The 17,396-nt window shown below is 64.1% G+C and carries 15 protein-coding genes; 9 read left to right on the plus strand and 6 right to left on the minus strand.

The genetic code is table 11. The features are described 5' to 3' along the window. Window positions 1–48: 48 nt before the first annotated feature. From chrA to M653_RS0104070, 3 genes are all read right to left on the minus strand, one after another. Window positions 49–1,440 carry a chromate efflux transporter gene (gene chrA, locus M653_RS0104060; RefSeq protein WP_027142145.1) on the minus strand — a complete coding sequence of 464 codons (1,392 nt, stop codon included), beginning with the start codon at window positions 1,438–1,440 and terminating at the stop codon, window positions 49–51. Further along, on the minus strand, window positions 1,437–2,255 hold the full coding sequence (locus M653_RS0104065) for a sulfurtransferase/chromate resistance protein (protein WP_027142146.1): 819 nt from the start codon (window positions 2,253–2,255) through the stop codon (window positions 1,437–1,439). The genes chrA and M653_RS0104065 overlap by 4 nt, the downstream gene beginning before the upstream one ends. A gap of 257 nt (window positions 2,256–2,512) precedes the next feature. Further along, on the minus strand, window positions 2,513–4,318 hold the full coding sequence (locus M653_RS0104070; protein WP_027142147.1) for an IlvD/Edd family dehydratase: 1,806 nt from the start codon (window positions 4,316–4,318) through the stop codon (window positions 2,513–2,515). A 151-nt stretch (window positions 4,319–4,469) separates the two neighbouring features. On the opposite strand from M653_RS0104070, the gene M653_RS0104075 reads away from it, so the two are divergent. Further along, entirely contained in the window at window positions 4,470–4,919 is a 450-nt protein-coding gene (locus M653_RS0104075) for a carbon monoxide dehydrogenase subunit G (RefSeq protein WP_027142148.1), read from the plus strand. Between the two features lie 18 nt (window positions 4,920–4,937). Here the strand turns inward: M653_RS0104075 and M653_RS0104080 are convergent, their stop codons facing one another. The 3 genes from M653_RS0104080 to M653_RS0104090 form a co-directional block, all read right to left on the minus strand. Further along, the gene (locus tag M653_RS0104080) at window positions 4,938–6,107 is read right to left on the minus strand and encodes an Mrp/NBP35 family ATP-binding protein (RefSeq protein ID WP_027142149.1); all 1,170 of its coding nucleotides are present in this window, start codon (window positions 6,105–6,107) and stop codon (window positions 4,938–4,940) included. Between the two features lie 75 nt (window positions 6,108–6,182). Further along, window positions 6,183–7,187 (minus strand): inorganic phosphate transporter, encoded by a 1,005-nt coding sequence (locus M653_RS0104085; RefSeq protein ID WP_027142150.1) that lies wholly within the window; start codon window positions 7,185–7,187, stop codon window positions 6,183–6,185. Between the two features lie 3 nt (window positions 7,188–7,190). After that, on the minus strand, window positions 7,191–7,832 hold the full coding sequence (locus M653_RS0104090) for a DUF47 domain-containing protein (RefSeq protein WP_027142151.1): 642 nt from the start codon (window positions 7,830–7,832) through the stop codon (window positions 7,191–7,193). A gap of 226 nt (window positions 7,833–8,058) precedes the next feature. Between M653_RS0104090 and M653_RS0104095 the strand changes: the two genes are divergently transcribed. The 8 genes from M653_RS0104095 (at window position 8,059) to M653_RS0104130 (ending at window position 17,309) form a co-directional block, all read left to right on the plus strand. Beyond that, window positions 8,059–8,436, plus strand: coding sequence for a VOC family protein (locus tag M653_RS0104095; protein ID WP_027142152.1), 378 nt, complete (start codon window positions 8,059–8,061; stop codon window positions 8,434–8,436). 93 nt (window positions 8,437–8,529) lie between these two features. Then, the gene (locus M653_RS0104100) at window positions 8,530–9,432 is read left to right on the plus strand and encodes a LysR family transcriptional regulator (RefSeq protein WP_027142153.1); all 903 of its coding nucleotides are present in this window, start codon (window positions 8,530–8,532) and stop codon (window positions 9,430–9,432) included. Window positions 9,433–9,559: 127 nt separating this feature from the next. Beyond that, window positions 9,560–10,039 carry a formate dehydrogenase subunit gamma gene (locus tag M653_RS0104105; protein WP_027142154.1) on the plus strand — a complete coding sequence of 160 codons (480 nt, stop codon included), beginning with the start codon at window positions 9,560–9,562 and terminating at the stop codon, window positions 10,037–10,039. Next, window positions 10,036–11,592: an NADH-quinone oxidoreductase subunit NuoF gene (locus M653_RS0104110; RefSeq protein WP_027142155.1), complete on the plus strand. Its 1,557-nt coding sequence runs from the start codon at window positions 10,036–10,038 to the stop codon at window positions 11,590–11,592. The genes M653_RS0104105 and M653_RS0104110 overlap by 4 nt, the downstream gene beginning before the upstream one ends. 10 nt (window positions 11,593–11,602) lie before the next feature. Then, entirely contained in the window at window positions 11,603–14,515 is a 2,913-nt protein-coding gene (fdhF, locus tag M653_RS0104115; RefSeq protein WP_027142156.1) for a formate dehydrogenase subunit alpha, read from the plus strand. 3 nt (window positions 14,516–14,518) lie between these two features. Continuing rightward, window positions 14,519–15,349: a formate dehydrogenase accessory sulfurtransferase FdhD gene (gene fdhD, locus M653_RS0104120; RefSeq protein ID WP_027142157.1), complete on the plus strand. Its 831-nt coding sequence runs from the start codon at window positions 14,519–14,521 to the stop codon at window positions 15,347–15,349. Next, window positions 15,339–15,650, plus strand: a complete 312-nt coding sequence (locus M653_RS0104125) for a formate dehydrogenase subunit delta (RefSeq protein WP_027142158.1) — start codon at window positions 15,339–15,341, stop codon at window positions 15,648–15,650. The genes fdhD and M653_RS0104125 overlap by 11 nt, the downstream gene beginning before the upstream one ends. Before the next feature lie 105 nt (window positions 15,651–15,755). Next, window positions 15,756–17,309 (plus strand): alpha/beta fold hydrolase, encoded by a 1,554-nt coding sequence (locus M653_RS0104130; protein WP_027142159.1) that lies wholly within the window; start codon window positions 15,756–15,758, stop codon window positions 17,307–17,309. Window positions 17,310–17,396: the final 87 nt, after the last annotated feature.

The raw sequence follows: 17,396 nt of genomic DNA on the forward strand, positions 1-17,396 counted from the left end.
TTCCACCAGTTAGGTGGTTCGGAAGCGGAATACAAACGAACCGGAAATCTAGCCGCCCGCCGCCAACAGCAACACGCCGGCAAGAGCGCACCCCGCAAGCGTCGGCAGCACACCGCTTTTCAGCCTCAGGACGGCGACCATGGCGGCCAGGGAAAGCAGCGCGGCCCGCCAGTCGATCGACGAAAGCACCGGCACATTCATGCCAAGGTCCGTCATGCGCACCTCGCGGAATACGACGTGCAAGGCGAACCACAGAGCAAGATTCATGACGACACCGACAACAGCGGCGGTGATCGCGCCCAGCGCGGCCGACAACGCCTTGTTGCCGCGCAGAGCCTCGATATAGGGCGCGCCGAGGAATATCCAGAAGAAGCAGGGCGTGAACGTGACCCATAAGGTCAGCAGCGCTCCAAGCGATCCGCCAAGCAACGGGTTCAGCGCGCCGGCGTGGCGAAACGCGGCGATGAAGCCGACAAACTGCAAAACCAGAATGAGCGGACCCGGCGTGGTCTCGGCAAGCCCGAGGCCATCGACCATTTCACCGGGGGTGAGCCAGCCGAACGATTCGACCGCCGCCTGTGCGACATAAGCAAGGACCGCGTAGGCGCCGCCGAAGGTGACGACCGCCATGACGCTGAAGAACCCGCCGATCTGCGTCCACACGCTGCTTGTACCGGTGAGCGCCCAGAGCAGCAGAACCGGCCCGAGCCAGGTCGGCAGCCAGATCGCAACGGTGCGCGGCGCATGCCATCGTGTCGGCCTGGTATGGGCCAGTTCGCCGCGTTCGAACATCAGGTCGACCGCGCCCCTGATATCGGGGGCCTCGTTCTTGCCGTGCGCCGCGCCGGAAAACAAGGCTGGCGCGACGCGGTTTCCGACCCATCCCACCAATCCCGCGAGCAGGACGATGAGTGGGAACGGGATGCTGAGCACATAGATGCCGAGAAAAGCGCAAACCGCGATCGCCACCATCACCCGGTTCTTCAAGGCGCGGCGGCCGATGCGGATCACCGCCTCCACGACAACGGCGAGCACTGCCGCCTTGACACCGAAGAACAGCGCCGCGACGAGTGGCACATCGCCATAGAGCGCATAGAAGATGCTCAAGGTGAGCATGACGAGTGCGCCGGGCACCACGAACAGGACACCGGCGACAAGGCCGCCGATCGTCCTGTGCAGCAGCCAGCCTATATAGATGGCGAGCTGCTGGGCCTCGGGACCGGGCAGCAGCATGCAGTAATTCAAGGCATGCAGGAAACGCTGTTCGCCGATCCACCGCCTCTCCTCGACCAGCTCCTTGTGCATGAGCGCAATCTGCCCCGCCGGCCCGCCGAAGCTCAGCAATCCGATCTTCGCCCAGAGTTTCGTAGCCTCGCGGAAGCTCGGAACCGCCGATGTCTCGACGATATCGGGATCTTTCCCCGAAATGAGGCTGCTCATGACGGCTTCACCCCGCTCGGCCAGTTGTGCGTCTCGTCGGTGGCGTCGCGGCACCACCGGAAGAACGCGTCATAGAGCAGCATTCCCGCCTCCAGCTGCTCCAGATCGTCGCGGAACATGCGGGACAGGCCGAGCGAGGCGGCGAGAAATCCGGCGGCCTGGGGAGCCAGGTCAAGCCGTGCGGTGTCGGCCGCGCGCACGATCGTGGCAAGGCGATCGAGCGCCTGGGATTCCAACCCGAACTCCTCGATCATCGTGTCGAAGGTGCAGCGCTCGCCGCGATGGCTCCAGAACACATTGTCGATGTCGAAGGATACGGCCTGAAAGCGGTCGGCGACGGCAGGCACTTCGGCCGCGTCGACAAAGAGAAAGACCGCGTGCGGATCGATGAAACGCCGGATCAGCCAGGGGCAGGCGATGCGATCGATCTTGGGGCGAGCCCGCGTCACCCAGACGGTGCGGCCTTTTTCATCGGGGGACGGTATCTTGTCGGCGCGAACCAGAAGGCCGCCGGCATCGCGCCAGGCCTCGAAACCGCCTTCGAGGGATTCGGCGGCAACGCCTTGGTGTCGCAGCCAGGCGGCCACGCCTTGAGAGAGCTTTTGCCCTTTCTGGCAGACGACGGCCACTTGGCTGCCGGCAAGGTCGTTTGCCCAGGCCGAGACGGTTTTGAAGCTGCGCCGGTGCGAGGCCGGCAGCAGGCGCGGATCGGCGTCGTAATCGTCATCGATGCGGACATCGACGATCACAGGTGCGCCGGGCAGACCAATCAGACGGGATAGTTGCTGTACGGTGATAGCGGTTGTTGACGGCATGGCGTCCACCTCCTGAACAGAGAAGCCTGGACGCGAACATTGGGCTGACGCCTCACGGGGTCGTCGCGATGCACCCCTTGGCATGATGGTGGAATTGTTGGGCAGACTTGTCAAGGACCGAGCGTTCCCGGCCTATGGCGGGGGACCGGCGGCCTGATCAATCAAGCCGCCGGTGTTCGCCCATTCATCGTCCGTGACCAGCCAGGAATAATCGATGACTATTCCGGGGAATAATCGATGATTATTGCGGGGAATAATCAGTGATTGTCGCGAGGCACGCCCATGGTGTGGGCGACATCCTGGTATTTCACCGCCGGCTTCAGCACCATGCCGGCCGAGAACTGGTCGACCATGCCGCGCTGGATCTCCTGCCATGGCGTCTGGTGCTGGGGATAATGATAGCCGCCATCTTTCTGCAGCTCGGCGCGCCGCCGCGTGATCTCGTCGTGGCTGACGAGGATGTTCGCGGTGCCTTTCCGCAGGTCGATGCGGACGCGGTCGCCGGTCTTGAGCAGCGCCAGACCGCCGCCGACGGCGGCTTCCGGCGAGGCGTTGAGGATCGACGGCGAGCCCGACGTGCCGGACTGGCGGCCGTCGCCGATGCAGGCCAGCGCGTGGATACCCTTCTTGATGAGGTAGGCCGGCGGCTGCATGTTGACGACCTCGGCGCCGCCGGGATAGCCGACGGGACCGGCGCCGCGCATGAACAGGATGGTGTGCTCGTCGATGCCTTGCGCCGGGTCGTCGATGCGGGCGTGGTAATCCTCCGGGCCATCGAAGACCATGGCGTTGCCCTCGAAGGCTTCCGGATCGTTCGGGTTGGACAGATAGCGCTCGCGGAATTCCGGCGAGATGCCGCTCATCTTCATGATCGCCGAATCGAACAGATTGCCCTTGAAGTTGATGAAGCCGGCATTGGCCTTCAGCGGCTCGGCCACGGTGCGGATGACGTCGGTGTTCTCGTTGGCGACGCCCTCGCAGTTGACGCCGATCGACTTGCCGTTGACGGTCAGGGCATCGGGATGCGGCAGCATTCCGGCCTTCATCAGTTCGGCCACGACCGCCGGCACGCCACCGGCGTGGTGATAGTCTTCGCCGAGATATTCGCCCGACGGCTGCAGGTTGACGATGAGCGGCACGTTGAGGCCGACCTTCTGCCAGTCGTCATTGTCGAGCGGCACCCCGAGATGGCGGGCGATTGCGTTGAGGTGGATCGGCGCGTTGGTGGAGCCGCCGATCGCCGAATTGACGACGATGGCGTTTTCGAAGGCCGCGCGGGTCATGATGTCGGACGGTTTCAGGTCCTCGTGCACCATGTCGACGATGCGCTTTCCCGTCTCATAGGCGATCTGGCCGCGCTCACGGTACGGCGCCGGGATGGCGGCCGAACCGGGCAGCTGCATGCCGAGCGCCTCGGCCAGCGAATTCATCGTCGTGGCGGTGCCCATCGTGTTGCAGTAGCCCGTGGACGGCGCCGAGGAGGCGACAATGTCCATGAACTCGTCATAGTCGATCTCGCCGGCCGACAGGCGCTGACGCGATTCCCAGACGATGGTGCCCGAGCCCGTGCGCTTGCCCTTATGCCAGCCATTGAGCATCGGGCCGACCGACAGCGCGATGGCCGGGATGTTGACGGTCGCCGCCGCCATCAGCAAGGCAGGCGTGGTCTTGTCGCAGCCGATGGTCAGCACGACGCCGTCAAGCGGATAGCCGTAGAGCACTTCGACGAGGCCGAGATAGGCGAGGTTGCGGTCAAGGGCCGCAGTCGGCCGCTTGCCGGTCTCCTGGATCGGGTGACAGGGGAATTCGAAAGGAATGCCGCCCATCGAGACGATGCCTTCGCGCACGCGCTTGGCGAGCTCGATGTGGTGCCGGTTGCAAGGCGAGAGATCAGAGCCGGTCTGGGCGATGCCGATCAGCGGTTTGCCCGACGTCAGCTCGGCGCGTGTCAGCCCGTAATTCAGGTAACGCTCGAGATAGAGCGCCGTCATTCCCGGATTGTCGGGATTGTCGAACCACTCCTGCGAGCGGAACTTTTTCTTTTTCGTGGGGGCGCCGGCCATCATGGTCTCCGTATTTGTATGACAAATCGATATGACAACGCGCGGATGCAGGCAAGGGGCACGCGTGATCTGAATCCGGACTTTGGTGCGATAGACAGCTATCGAACCGCGCGCTACGACCAATCCGACATCGGCAATGGGGGAGGTTTAGATGGCTTTGGTGATCGAGGGCGAGGAACGTATCGCCGCACCCGTGAAGAAAGTGTGGGAAGCGCTGAATGACCCAATCGTCCTGAAGGACGCCATTCCGGGCTGTCAGAGCCTGGAAATGAAATCGGCGACCGAGATGGCGGCAACGGTGGTGCTGAAGATCGGTCCGATCAAGGCGACCTTCAACGGCGAAGTGACGCTCAGGAATCTCAAGCCGCCGCATGCCTACACCATCCAGGGCGAAGGCAAGGGTGGCATTGCCGGCTTCGCCAAGGGCGGTGCCGACGTCACCCTCACCGCCGACGGGCCGGACGCGACGGTCCTCAAATACGCGGCCAAGGCAGAAGTCGGCGGCAAGATCGCGCAGCTCGGCAGCCGGCTGATCGAATCGACCTCGAAGAAACTGGCCGGACAGTTCTTTTCGGCATTCGGCGAAAAAGTGGGCGGCTGATCGCTCCTCTTGGGGGGGTTACTCAAACACGATGTTCGGCACCGCCGCTTCGGCCGCGCCGCGTTCCTCATTGACCCTGTCCCAAACCTTGGAAGCGATATCGCGGTAGATTTTCGCTTCGGCGCCATCCGGTTTCGAGACGACCACCGGCGTGCCGGCGTCCGAGCTTTCGCGAATGCCCATTTCCAGCGGCACCTCGCCGAGGAAGGTGACGCCCAGCCTCTCGGCCTCGCGGCGCGCGCCGCCATGGCCGAAAATATCGTAGCGCTTGCCGGTGTCAGGGGCGAGGAAGTAGCTCATGTTCTCGACAATGCCGAGCAGCGGCACATCGACTTTTTTGAACATATTGAGACCTTTGCGGGCATCGATCAGCGCCAGGTCCTGCGGCGTCGAGACGATGACCGCGCCGGCCAGCGGTACCTGCTGGGCCATGGTGAGCTGGGCATCGCCGGTGCCGGGCGGCATGTCGACGACGAGCACGTCGAGCCGCCCCCATTCGACTTCGCGCAGCATCTGGGTGAGCGCCGACATAACCATCGGCCCGCGCCAGATCATCGGCGTCTCCTCATCGACGAGGAAACCCATCGACATCACCTTGAGGCCGTAATTCTCCATGGGTTTCAGGATCTTGCCGTCGACCGTCTGCGGCCGGCCGTGGATGTTGAGCAGCCTGGGCATCGACGGGCCATAGATGTCGGCATCGAGCACGCCGACCCGCAAGCCGTTGGCGGCAAGGCCGAGCGCCAGATTGACGGCCGTGGTCGACTTGCCGACGCCGCCCTTGCCCGAAGCAACCGCGATGATCGCCTCGATGCCGGGGACGCCGCGCTTGCCATGGCTCTGAGAAGCAGGAGCATGCGGAGCCGCCCGCGGTACGGCGGCGGGCGGAGCCGGCCTGGGTGCGGGGCGCGATGGAACCGGCGCCTCCATGCCGCCGCCTTTCTTTTCAGCCGTCAGCGCGACGACCGCACCGGCGACGCCGGGAATGGCCTTCACCACCCGCTCGGCGGCGGCGCGCAACGGCTCCATCTCCTGGGCCCGGGCGGCGGGAACGGTGATCGAGAAGAAGACTTTCGAATCGGCGATGAAAATCTCCGAAACCATGCCGAGATCGACGATGTTGCCGGTGAAGTCCGGCCCGTTGACGGTCTTCAGGCGCTCGACGACGATTTCCTTGGTGACGGCCATAACAATTCTTCCTCGGCTTAAGGTGCTGCTCACATAGTGCAGATCGGCGGCTGGTCCAAGCGCCACGCCGCGACATCACCGGGCCAGGCTGAGCGCCAGGTAGGTGAGAGCGGAAATCGCCGCCGTCGCCGGCAAGGTCACGACCCAGGCGACGACGATGTTGCCGGCGATGCCCCAGCGGACTGCGGAAACCCGGCGGGCAGCGCCGACGCCGATGATGGCACCGGTGATGGTGTGCGTGGTCGAAACCGGGATGCCGAGCCAGGTGGCGGCGAACAGGGTGATCGCGCCGCCGGTCTCGGCGCAGAAGCCCTGCATCGGATTGAGGCGCGTGATCTTCGAGCCCATTGTGTGGACGATGCGCCAGCCGCCCAAAAGCGTGCCCAGCGCCAGCGCCGACTGGCAGGTGAGGACAACCCACAATGGCACATAGAACGAGGTGCCGAGCATGCCTTGCGAATAGAGCAGCACGGCGATGATGCCCATGGTTTTCTGGGCGTCGTTGCCGCCATGGCCGAGCGAATAGAGCGAGGCCGAAAAGAACTGCAGGACGCGAAATGTGCTGTCGACGGCGAATGGCGTCTGGCGCACGAACAGCCATGAAACCACCAGGACCAGGAGAAGCGCCAGGACGAAACCGGTTGCCGGCGACAGCACGATCGCGGCGACGGTCTTGCCGAGGCCCGACCAGACGATGGCGCCGAAGCCCGCCTTCGCGACCCCGGCCCCGACCAGCCCGCCGATCAGCGCGTGCGAGCTGCTCGACGGAATACCGGCGATCCAGGTTACGATGTTCCAGACAATGGCGCCGACCAGCGCCGAGAAGATCACCGCCGGGGTGACGACGCCGACGTCGACGATGCCCTTGCCGACGGTCTCGGCGACATGAAGGCCGAAGAACAGGAAGGCGATGAAATTGAAGAAGGCTGCCCACAGCACCGCATAATGAGGCCGCAGCACCCGCGTGGAGACGATGGTGGCGATGGAGTTGGCGGCGTCGTGCAGGCCATTGAGAAAATCGAAGAACAGCGCCACGGCAACGAGGCCGGCGAGCAGGGGAAAGGCGATGGTCGCTTCCATCGCCTAGACGTTCTCGATGACGATGCCGCTGATCTCGTTGGCGACGTCCTCGAAACGATCGACCACCTTCTCGAGCTGACCATAGATCTCCGAGCCGATCAAATAGGCCATCGCGTCACCGCCATTGTGGCGCTTGAACAGGTCCTTCAAACCCTGCTCATGCAGGTCGTCGGCCCGGCCCTCGGCACGCATGACCTCCTCGGCGAGTTCATTGAGGCGTGCGCTGTTGGCGCCGACCTTGGCGAGCAGCGGGATCGCCTCCGCGACCAGCTTGGCAGCGTCGACGATGACGCCACCCATTTCCTGCATCAGCGGATCGAATTCGTGCTTTTCGAACAGCCGCACCGTCTTGACGGTCTTGTGCATCGTGTCGATGGCATCATCCATCGACTGGATCAGATCCTTGATGTCGCCGCGGTCGAAAGGCGTGATGAAAGACCGCCGCACCGCAAGCAGCACCTGCGCGGTTATGTCGTCCGCCTCGTTTTCGAGATCGATGATCTCCCGGCACCTGCGTTCGATATCCTTGCCCTGAAGAAGCAGCTGGAGTGCCTCGGCGCCGGCGACCACGGTACGGGAATGCTGTTCGAACAGGTCGAAGAAGCGATCTTCGCGCGGCAACAGCTTGCGGAACCAGCCCAGCATGTTCGTCCCTCCCTGCGCACCAGTTGCATCCACATAGCGCCGCACGCGCCCGCAGGAAACAGTAAGCCGGCTGAAAGATGTGGATCGGCGCCGTTTGAAGTCACAACTTGCAGCAACGCGCATGTCCTTGACGCTCGTCAAGCGGCTGGGCGACCCTACTTCAGCAATGGCACGTTCGACGCGGACAGGTTCAATGACGAGGGAACAATCAGGAAAGGAGACGATCATGCTTGAAAACAGCAACGCAACGGCCAATCTCGCGGTCAGGGACCTGGCCAAGGCAAAGGCTTTCTATGCGGGAACGCTCGGCCTGAAACAGGTGCACGATGAGGGCGGCGAACTGATCGTGTACAAAAGCGGCAACACCACCATCAATGTCTATCGCTCCCAGTTCGCCGGAACCAACAAGGCGACAGCGGTGACGTGGACGGTCGGCGACGCGATCGGCACCGTCGTCGCCGCGCTGAAATCGAAGGGCGTCGTCTTTGAACACTACGAGATGCCCGGTTTGACGCTGGAAGGCGATGTCCATGTCGGGCAGGGCATGAAGGTCGCTTGGTTCAAGGATCCGGACGGCAACATCCTGAATCTCGTCGACAGGTAGTTTTTTGCGATTGCGCAACGGCGGGGGCGGCACGATTGTCGGCTGTAGCAGCAACCATCTGGCGCGGCGCGGCTGCGCCGGTTAGCTTCACCTATGATCGACAAGCTGGAATTCTTCATCGCACTGGCCAAGGAGGAGCATTTCGGCCGGGCGGCTGAAGCGTGCGGCGTTACGCAGCCGACCCTGTCGGCCGGGATCAAACAGCTCGAGGGCCAGCTCGGCGTCATGCTGGTCAATCGCGGCTCGCGCTTTCAGGGGCTGACGCCGGAGGGCAAGCAGGTGTTGGTCTGGGCGCGCCGCATCGTCGGCGACTCCAGGACGATGCGCGAGGAGATGCGCGCCGCCCGCCACGGCCTTTCCGGCCGCATCCGCATTGCCGCCATCCCGACAGCGTTGGCCATGGTGGCCCGATTGACGACGCCCTTTCGAGACAAGCACCCCGGTGTCACTTTTTCGGTGCTGTCGCGAACCTCGATCGAAGTGCTGTCGCTGCTCGGCAATTTCGATGTCGATGCCGGCATCACCTATCTTGACAACGAGCCGCTCGGGCGGGTGACCAGCGTGCCGCTTTATGACGAGCGCTACCAGTTGATCACCGCTATCGGCACTCCCTATTCCGACCGCGACAAAGTGACATGGGCGGAGATCAGCCATTTGCCGCTGTGCCTGTTGACGCCGGACATGCAGAACCGCCGCATCATCGACCAGCACCTGGCGGAAGCCGGCGTGCAGGTGCGGCCGACGCTGGAATCGAACTCGATGATCGTGCTGTTCTCGCACATCCGGACCGGCAAATGGTCGTCGATCATGCCGCTCAACCTTGCGGAAACATTCGGCTTTTCCGAACCGATCCGTGCCATTCCGATCGTCGAGCCCGATGCCAGCCACACGGTCGGGCTGGTCGCCGCGCCGCGTGAGCCGCATACGCCGCTGGTGCAGGCGCTGCTGGACGAGGCGATGGCGCTGGCAGACGATTTCCGCGCACCGCTAGGTTAGAGAATTGAGGCGGAAGAGCTCGATAGAAAATTTCTATCGAGCAACGGATCAGCTTTATTGATTTCAGGGGTTTCCTCTGATTTTGTAAAGACTTAGCGATAAAGCCATCGACCAGGGAGGGCGCTGCGTGACGATGCAGCCAGCAAGTACCGAGATCGCATCCCGCACGGCGGCGATTGTCCAGGAGTTGAAGGACCTCGAAGGTCCGCTGCTGCCGATCCTCCACGGTATCCAGGAAGAATTCGGCCACGTCCCGCAGGACGCCGTGCCGGTCATCGCCGATGGGCTGAACCTCTCCAGGGCCGAGGTGCACGGCGTCGTCACCTTCTATCACGATTTCCGTTCGCGGCCGGCCGGCCGGCACGTGCTCAAGCTCTGCCAGGCGGAAGCCTGCCAGTCGATGGGTTCGGACGCGGTCGCCGCCAGGGTCAAGCAGTTGCTCGGCATCGATTTCCATGAGACCACGCGTGACGGATCGGTTACGCTTGAGCCGGTCTATTGTCTCGGCCTGTGCGCCTGTTCGCCGTCGGCGATGCTCGACGGCGAGGTGATCGGACGGCTCGATGATGACAAGATCGACGAGATCGTCGCCGAGGTGCGCTCATGACCCCCCGCATCTACATTCCCGGCGATTCCGGCGCGCTGGCGCTGGGCGCGGAAAAGGTCGCCAAAGCGATCGCAAATGAACTTGCCGAGCGCGGCATCGAGGCCAAGATCGTGCGCAACGGCTCGCGCGGCGCCTATTTCCTCGAACCGATGGTCGAAGTGGCGACAGCCAATGGCCGTGTCGCCTACGGGCCGGTGAAGCCGTCGGACGTGAAGAGCCTTTTCGACAGCGGCTTCCTCAAGGGCGGGCATCACAAGCGCTGGCTCGGCGCGCCCGACAAGATCCCGTTCCTCGCCAAGCAGACACGGCTGACCTTCGCGCGCTGCGGCATCAACGACCCGCTGTCGCTCGATGCCTACAAATCGCTCGGCGGATTGAAGGGCCTGCAGAATGCGGTGGCCATGGCGCCCGCCGACATCGTCAAGCAGGTGACGGAGTCCGGGCTGCGCGGCCGTGGCGGCGCGGGCTTTCCGACCGGCATCAAATGGAAGACGGTGCTCGATACGACATCCGAGCGCAAATACATTGTTTGCAACGCCGATGAGGGCGACAGCGCCACCTTCGCCGACCGCATGATCATGGAAGGCGACCCCTTCGTGCTCATCGAAGGGATGGCAATCGCCGGCATCGCCACCGGCGCGACCAAGGGTTTTGTCTACATCCGCTCGGAATATCCGCACGCGGTGGCTGTCATGAACAAGGCCGTCGAGATCGCCCGCAAGGCCGGTGTGCTCGGCGTCAATGTGCTGGGTTCGCCCAACGCCTTCGACATGGAAATCCGCGTCGGTGCCGGTGCCTATGTCTGCGGCGAGGAAACCTCGTTGCTCAACAGCCTGGAAGGCAAGCGCGGGGTGGTGCGCGCCAAGCCGCCGCTGCCCGCGATACAAGGGTTGTTCGGCAAGCCGACGGTGATCAACAACGTCATCTCGCTGGCTTCCGTTCCTGTTATCATGGACAAGGGTGCCGCCTTCTACAAGGATTTCGGCATGGGCCGCTCACGCGGCACGATCCCGATCCAGATCGCCGGCAACGTCAAGCAAGGCGGCCTGTTCGAAACCGCTTTCGGCCTGACGCTGGGCGAGATCGTCGACGAGATCGGCGGCGGCACGTCCACCGGACGCCCGGTGAAGGCGGTGCAGGTCGGCGGCCCGCTGGGCGCCTATTTCCCACGCGCGCTGTTCGACACGCCGTTCGACTACGAAGAATTCGCCAAGCGCGATGGACTGATCGGCCACGCCGGCATCACGGTTTTCGACGACACCGCCGACATGCTGAAGCAGGCACGCTTCGCCATGGAATTCTGCGCCATCGAAAGCTGCGGCAAGTGCACGCCTTGCCGCATCGGCTCGACGCGGGGCGTGGAAACCATCGACAGGCTCGCCGCAGGCATCGAGCCGGAGAAGAACCTCGCTCTGGTCACGGACCTCTGCAACACGATGAAATTCGGTTCGCTCTGCGCGCTGGGCGGCTTCACGCCCTACCCGGTGATGAGCTCGATCACGCATTTCCCCGAGGATTTCAAGCCCGCGCCAGCGCGCGTGGCTGCTGAATAGGAGCTGGCAGATGAACATCAAGGCCGACTTCCCGACGCTCATCGAAGAACTCGATTACGGAACTCCGCAATCGAAGGCTGAGAAGCAGGTCACGCTGACCGTCGATGGCCGCAGCATCAGCGTGCCGGAAGGCACGTCGATCATGCGTGCGGCGATGGAAGGCGGAGTGGAAATCCCGAAACTCTGCGCCACCGACATGCTGGACTCCTTCGGTTCCTGCCGCGTCTGCCTCGTCGAGATCGAAGGGCGCGGCGGCACGCCGGCTTCCTGCACGACGCCTGTCGGCGAAGGCATGGTGGTGCGCACGCAGTCGGACAGGCTCGATGCCATCCGCCGCGGCGTCATGGAACTCTATGTCTCCGATCATCCGACCGGCTGGAACGAGAAGGCCGGAACCGGCGCCAGCGAGTTCGATGTGGTGGCGAAGTCCGTCGGCCTGACCGAAAATCGCTACGGCGTCGAGGGCCGCAACCACGTCAAGGAAGAAGGCGGCGTCGCGCCCGGCCATGGCTCGCTCGCGGTCGACTACATCGCGCGCGATGAGTCCAACCCCTATTTCACCTACGATCCGGCGCAGTGCATCGTCTGCTCGCGCTGCGTGCGCGCCTGCGAGGAGGTGCAAGGCACTTTTGCGCTGACCATCGAGGGCCGCGGCTTCGAATCGCGCATGGTCGCCGGCATGCACGAGGATTTCATCGCTTCCGAATGCGTGTCCTGCGGTGCCTGCGTGCAGGCCTGCCCGACCGATGCGCTGCGCGAGAAGACCGTGCTCGAAAAGGGCCTGCCGGAGCGCTCCGCCGTCACCACCTGCGCCTATTGCGGCGTCGGCTGCTCGTTCAAGGCCGAAGTGAAGGGCGACGAGGTCATCCGCATGATGCCCTACAAGGAGGGCATGGCCAACCACGGCCATTCCTGCGTGAAGGGCCGTTTCGCCTATGGCTACGCCACCCACAAGGACCGCATCCTGTCGCCGATGATCCGCGAAAAGGTCAGCGATCCCTGGCGGGAGGTGAGCTGGGAAGAGGCGATCGCCCACACGGCCAAGGAATTCCGCCGCATCCAGTACCAGTACGGCCGTACCGCGATCGGCGGCATCACCTCCTCGCGCTGCACGAATGAGGAGACCTATCTCGTCCAGAAGCTGGTGCGGCAGGGCTTCCGCAACAACAATGTCGACACCTGCGCGCGCGTCTGCCATTCGCCGACCGGCTATGGGCTCGGCCAGACCTACGGCACCTCGGCCGGCACGCAGGATTTCGATTCCGTCGAATTCACCGACGTCGCCGTCATCATCGGCGCCAATCCGGCGTCCGCGCACCCGGTGTTCGCCTCGCGGCTGAAGAAGCGGCTGCGCCAGGGCGCCAAGCTGATCGTGCTCGATCCGCGCCGCACCGAGATGGTCAAGTCGGCGCATGTCGAAGCCGATTATCATTTGCCGCTGAAGCCGGGCACCAATGTCGCCGTGCTGACGTCGGTGGCGCATGTCATCGTGACCGAAGGCCTTTTCGACGAAGCCTTTATCCGCGAGCGCTGCGACTGGGCGGAATTCCAGGATTGGGCGTCCTTCGTCGCCCTGCCGGAAAACAGCCCCGAAACCGTGGGCAAGCTGTCCGGCGTCGATCCCGAGCTGATCCGTGGCGCCGCGCGCCTCTACGCCAAGGGCGGCAATGGTGCGATCTACTACGGCCTCGGCGTCACCGAACACAGCCAGGGCTCGACCACGGTGATGGCGATCGCCAATCTCGCAATGGCCACCGGCAATATCGGCCGCCCGGGCGTCGGCGTGAACCCGCTGCGCGGCCAGAACAATGTGCAGGGCTCGTGCGACATGGGCTCGTTCCCGCATGAACTGCCGGGCTACCGGCACATTTCGGGCGACGCGGTGCGCGACATCTATGAGAGCCTGTGGGGTGTGAAGCTGGACGACGAACCGGGCCTGCGCATCCCCAACATGCTGGATGCGGCCGTCGACGGATCGTTCAAGGGCATCTACATCCAGGGCGAGGACATCCTGCAGTCCGATCCCGACACCAAGCATGTCGCCGCCGGCCTTGCCGCGATGGAATGCGTGGTCGTGCACGACCTCTTCCTCAACGAGACGGCGAACTACGCGCATGTCTTCCTGCCCGGCTCGACCTTCCTCGAGAAGGACGGCACCTTCACCAATGCCGAGCGCCGCATCAACATGGTGCGCAAGGTGCTGGAACCGAAAGCGCGCTACGCCGATTGGGAGGCAACGCAAGAGCTTGCCCGCGCCATCGGGCTCGACTGGAACTATACGCATCCGTCCGAAATCATGGACGAGATCGCCAAGACGACGCCAAGCTTCGCCAGCGTCTCCTTCGACCTGCTCGACCGCGTCGGTTCCGTGCAATGGCCCTGCAACGACAAGGCACCGCTCGGCACGCCGATCATGCATGTCGACGGCTTCGTGCGCGGCAAGGGCAAGTTCATCCGCACCGAATATGTGGCGACGGACGAAAGGACCGGACCGCGCTTCCCGCTGCTGCTGACCACCGGCCGTATCCTCAGCCAATACAATGTCGGCGCGCAGACACGGCGTACCGAAAATGTCATGTGGCACGCCGAGGACCGGCTGGAAATCCATCCGCATGACGCCGAAAACCGCGGCCTGCGCGATGGCGACTGGGTCCGGCTGACCAGCCGTTCGGGCGAGACGACGCTGCGCGCGCTGATCACCGACCGGGTGTCGCCGGGCGTGGTCTACACCACCTTCCACCATCCCGACACGCAGGCCAACGTCATCACCACCGACTTCTCCGACTGGGCGACCAATTGTCCTGAATACAAGGTGACCGCGGTGCAGGTCGGCGCTTCCAACGGCCCGTCGGAATGGCAGCGCGACTATGACGAACAGGCCAAGCAGAGCCGCCGCATCGCTCCGCTGCAGGCGGCGGAGTAGCTCTTGGCCGCGCGCCGCAGAGCGACGACGCAGATATCGCGGCTGGCGCACCGCGCCGGCGGCACGGCTGCGGCCGACCGCATGGTTCCGGAGGAGACGCCGGTGGCGTTCTCCTTTGCCGGCACCACGCATGCGGTGATGATGGCGAGCCCCGCCGATTTCGAGGATTTCGCGCTCGGCTTCTCGCTGACCGAAGGCATCATCGCCGCTCCTGACGAGATCGAAGCCATCGAAGTGGAAGATCATGGCGCCGGCATCGATATTCAGATCCGGCTGAAGGACCAGGCCAATACGCGCTTCGAGGCGCGGCGGCGGCGGCTCGCCGGACCGGTCGGCTGCGGGCTCTGCGGCATCGAATCCATCGAGGAAGCGATGCGCTCGGTCGATGCGGTCGGTGCGTCGAAACTTACGCTTGAGGCCGACGACATCATCCGCTCGGTCAAGTTGCTGTCGAAGGTGCAGCCGCTGCATACCGAGACGGGCGCCGTGCATGCCGCCGGCTTCTACCTGCCTGGCAAGGGCGTCGTCATGGCGCGCGAGGATGTCGGTCGCCACAATGCGCTGGACAAGCTGGCGGGGGCGCTGGCCAAAGCCAATATCGATGGCGCATCGGGCGCGGTCGTGGTGACCAGCCGTGTTTCGGTCGAGATGGTGCAGAAGACGGCAGCGATCGGTTCGGCCTTCATCATCGCCGTTTCCGCTCCCACCGCGCTTGCCATCCGCACGGCGCAGGAAGCCGGCATGACGCTGGTGGCCTTGGTGCGCGGCGATGATTTCGATGTTTTTACGCACCCTGACCGGGTGATCTCCGGAGTTACCCAGCATGTCGCATGACGAAGAGCACATCATGAGCACACGGGAAAAGCTGGTGCGCATGGCCAACCAGATCGCCGCCTTTTTCCACTCCAGACCACGCGAGGAAGGCGTTGCCGGCGTCGCCGAGCATATCAACAAGTTCTGGGAGCCGAGGATGCGGCGCCAGTTTTTCGAGATGCTGGACAGCGGCGGCGAAGGCTTCGACGAACTGGTTGTGGTCGCTTCGGCCAGGATCAAGCGGCCGATCACGCCAGCGGAGGCCGATCTCAAGCTTGGGCTCGAGGCTTTTCCGGGTGACGTCGCGGCACCGCAAGAATAGCCGCGGCGGCCGCACATTCACTTCCGCTAAAATATAAACTGCCGCAGCCGGCGCGGCTCTGCTATGGTTGGCGATCAGAAATCGTCAGGCCGGGCGGATACCCTCGTGAGGCCGATCGAGACCCGATACGCCCTTAGCGGCGAGGTGCGGATCGCCTATCAGGTGATCGGCCAGGGATCGTTCGATCTCGTCTTCGTGCCGGGCTTCATCTCCAATCTCGACCTGCACTGGGAAGACGAGGGCTATACCAGACTCCTGAGGCGGCTTTCGGCGTTCTCACGGCTGATCCTGTTCGACAAGCGCGGCACGGGTCTCTCCGACCGCGTCGACGTCCATCACCTGCCCAGCCTCGAGACCCGCATGGACGATGTGCGCGCGGTGATGGATGCGGCCGGCAGCGGCCGTGCCGCCCTGCTTGGCGCTTCCGAAGGCGCGCCGATGGCGATGCTGTTCGCCGCCACCTATCCGGAGCGGGCACGGGCGCTGGCGCTCTATGGCGGCTATGCCCATTTCCACAAATGGGTGATGCCGCCGGAGCGTCTGGAAGCCTTCATCGCGACGGCCGAGACGGCCTGGGGGACAGGCGCCACCTTGCCCAATTTCGCGCCGGGCAGGGTCGATGACGCCCGATTTTCAACCTGGTGGGCGCGGTTCGAACGGCTCTCGGCCAGCCCGACGGCAGCGGCGGCGCTGGCGCGGATGAACGCGGAGATCGATGTACGCGGTATCCTGGCGGCGATCGACGCGCCGACGCTGCTGATCCATCGCCGCAACGACGTGCGGGTCGATCCCGACGCCAGCCGCTTTCTGGCCAGGAATATCCCCAACGCGCGGCTGGTCGAAATCCCGGGGCGCGACCATCCGATCTGGACCGGCGATGTCGATCGGGTGGCCGACCTGATCGAGGAATTCCTGACCGGCGAGCGCGCCGTGGCGGAAGCCGAACGCATTCTGGCGGCACTTCTGGTGACACGCATCTACGACACGGCACGGCTTGGCGACAGGATGTGGAGCGAACGCAGCGAGCATTTCCACGAAACATGGCGGACACTTGTGACGCGCCATGGCGGGCGCTGCGCGGATATGCATGGCGAAATGATGATTTCGCGCTTCGACGGCCCCGGACGGGCCTTACGCTGCGCGGCGGCGTTGCGCGACGCGGCGCAGCAAATCGGGGTGGCAAGCGCGCAAGGGGCGCATGTCGGCGAGATCGAGTTGCGCGGCCCCCCTGCAGGATTGACGAGCCGCGTGACGATACAACTCGCCGCTCTCGCCGGGCGCGGCGAGATACTGGCATCGAGGCTGGTCGCCGATCTGGCGGTCGGCTCGGGACTTCATTTCGTCGATCGCGGGCGTATCGCCATCGACGAGCTGGACGAGCCGCTGGCGCTTGTGCTTGCGATGTCCGAACAGCACCTGGAACCGGCCTGCCGGCCCAAGACCAGGGCAACCGAACCGGCCTGCCTGACAGCGCGCGAGAGCGAAGTCGTGAATTTGATCGCCGATGGCAAGAGCAATGCGGCGATCGCCGCGGAACTCAGGCTGAGCGAGCACACGGTCAAGCGCCACGTCGCCAACATACTGCTCAAGCTCGACCTGCCATCGCGAGCAGCGGCGGCGGCATTTTCCGCCAGGCAGACTGGCCCGGACGGGCCATGAGAGCCATGGCGCTTTCGGGCGAAGCGGAGACACCGATGTAGGCGCTATCAATTCCCCATGCAGGCCAAGGCGGATATCGCCGGGAAA

It is taken from the genome of Mesorhizobium sp. WSM3626, assembly GCF_000513935.1.
Lineage (GTDB): Bacteria > Pseudomonadota > Alphaproteobacteria > Rhizobiales > Rhizobiaceae > Mesorhizobium > Mesorhizobium salmacidum.

Excerpts from the sequence above, each read along its gene's own strand:
- chrA (WP_027142145.1), bottom strand. The coding sequence starts at position 1,440 with ATGAGCAGCCTCATTTCGGGGAAAGATCCCGATATCGTCGAGACATCG.
- M653_RS0104065 (WP_027142146.1), bottom strand. The coding sequence starts at position 2,255 with ATGCCGTCAACAACCGCTATCACCGTACAGCAACTATCCCGTCTGATT.
- M653_RS0104070 (WP_027142147.1), bottom strand. The coding sequence starts at position 4,318 with ATGGCCGGCGCCCCCACGAAAAAGAAAAAGTTCCGCTCGCAGGAGTGG.
- M653_RS0104075 (WP_027142148.1), top strand. The coding sequence starts at position 4,470 with ATGGCTTTGGTGATCGAGGGCGAGGAACGTATCGCCGCACCCGTGAAG.
- M653_RS0104080 (WP_027142149.1), bottom strand. The coding sequence starts at position 6,107 with ATGGCCGTCACCAAGGAAATCGTCGTCGAGCGCCTGAAGACCGTCAAC.
- M653_RS0104085 (WP_027142150.1), bottom strand. The coding sequence starts at position 7,187 with ATGGAAGCGACCATCGCCTTTCCCCTGCTCGCCGGCCTCGTTGCCGTG.
- M653_RS0104090 (WP_027142151.1), bottom strand. The coding sequence starts at position 7,832 with ATGCTGGGCTGGTTCCGCAAGCTGTTGCCGCGCGAAGATCGCTTCTTC.
- M653_RS0104095 (WP_027142152.1), top strand. The coding sequence starts at position 8,059 with ATGCTTGAAAACAGCAACGCAACGGCCAATCTCGCGGTCAGGGACCTG.
- M653_RS0104100 (WP_027142153.1), top strand. The coding sequence starts at position 8,530 with ATGATCGACAAGCTGGAATTCTTCATCGCACTGGCCAAGGAGGAGCAT.
- M653_RS0104110 (WP_027142155.1), top strand. The coding sequence starts at position 10,036 with ATGACCCCCCGCATCTACATTCCCGGCGATTCCGGCGCGCTGGCGCTG.
- fdhF (WP_027142156.1), top strand. The coding sequence starts at position 11,603 with ATGAACATCAAGGCCGACTTCCCGACGCTCATCGAAGAACTCGATTAC.
- M653_RS0104125 (WP_027142158.1), top strand. The coding sequence starts at position 15,339 with ATGTCGCATGACGAAGAGCACATCATGAGCACACGGGAAAAGCTGGTG.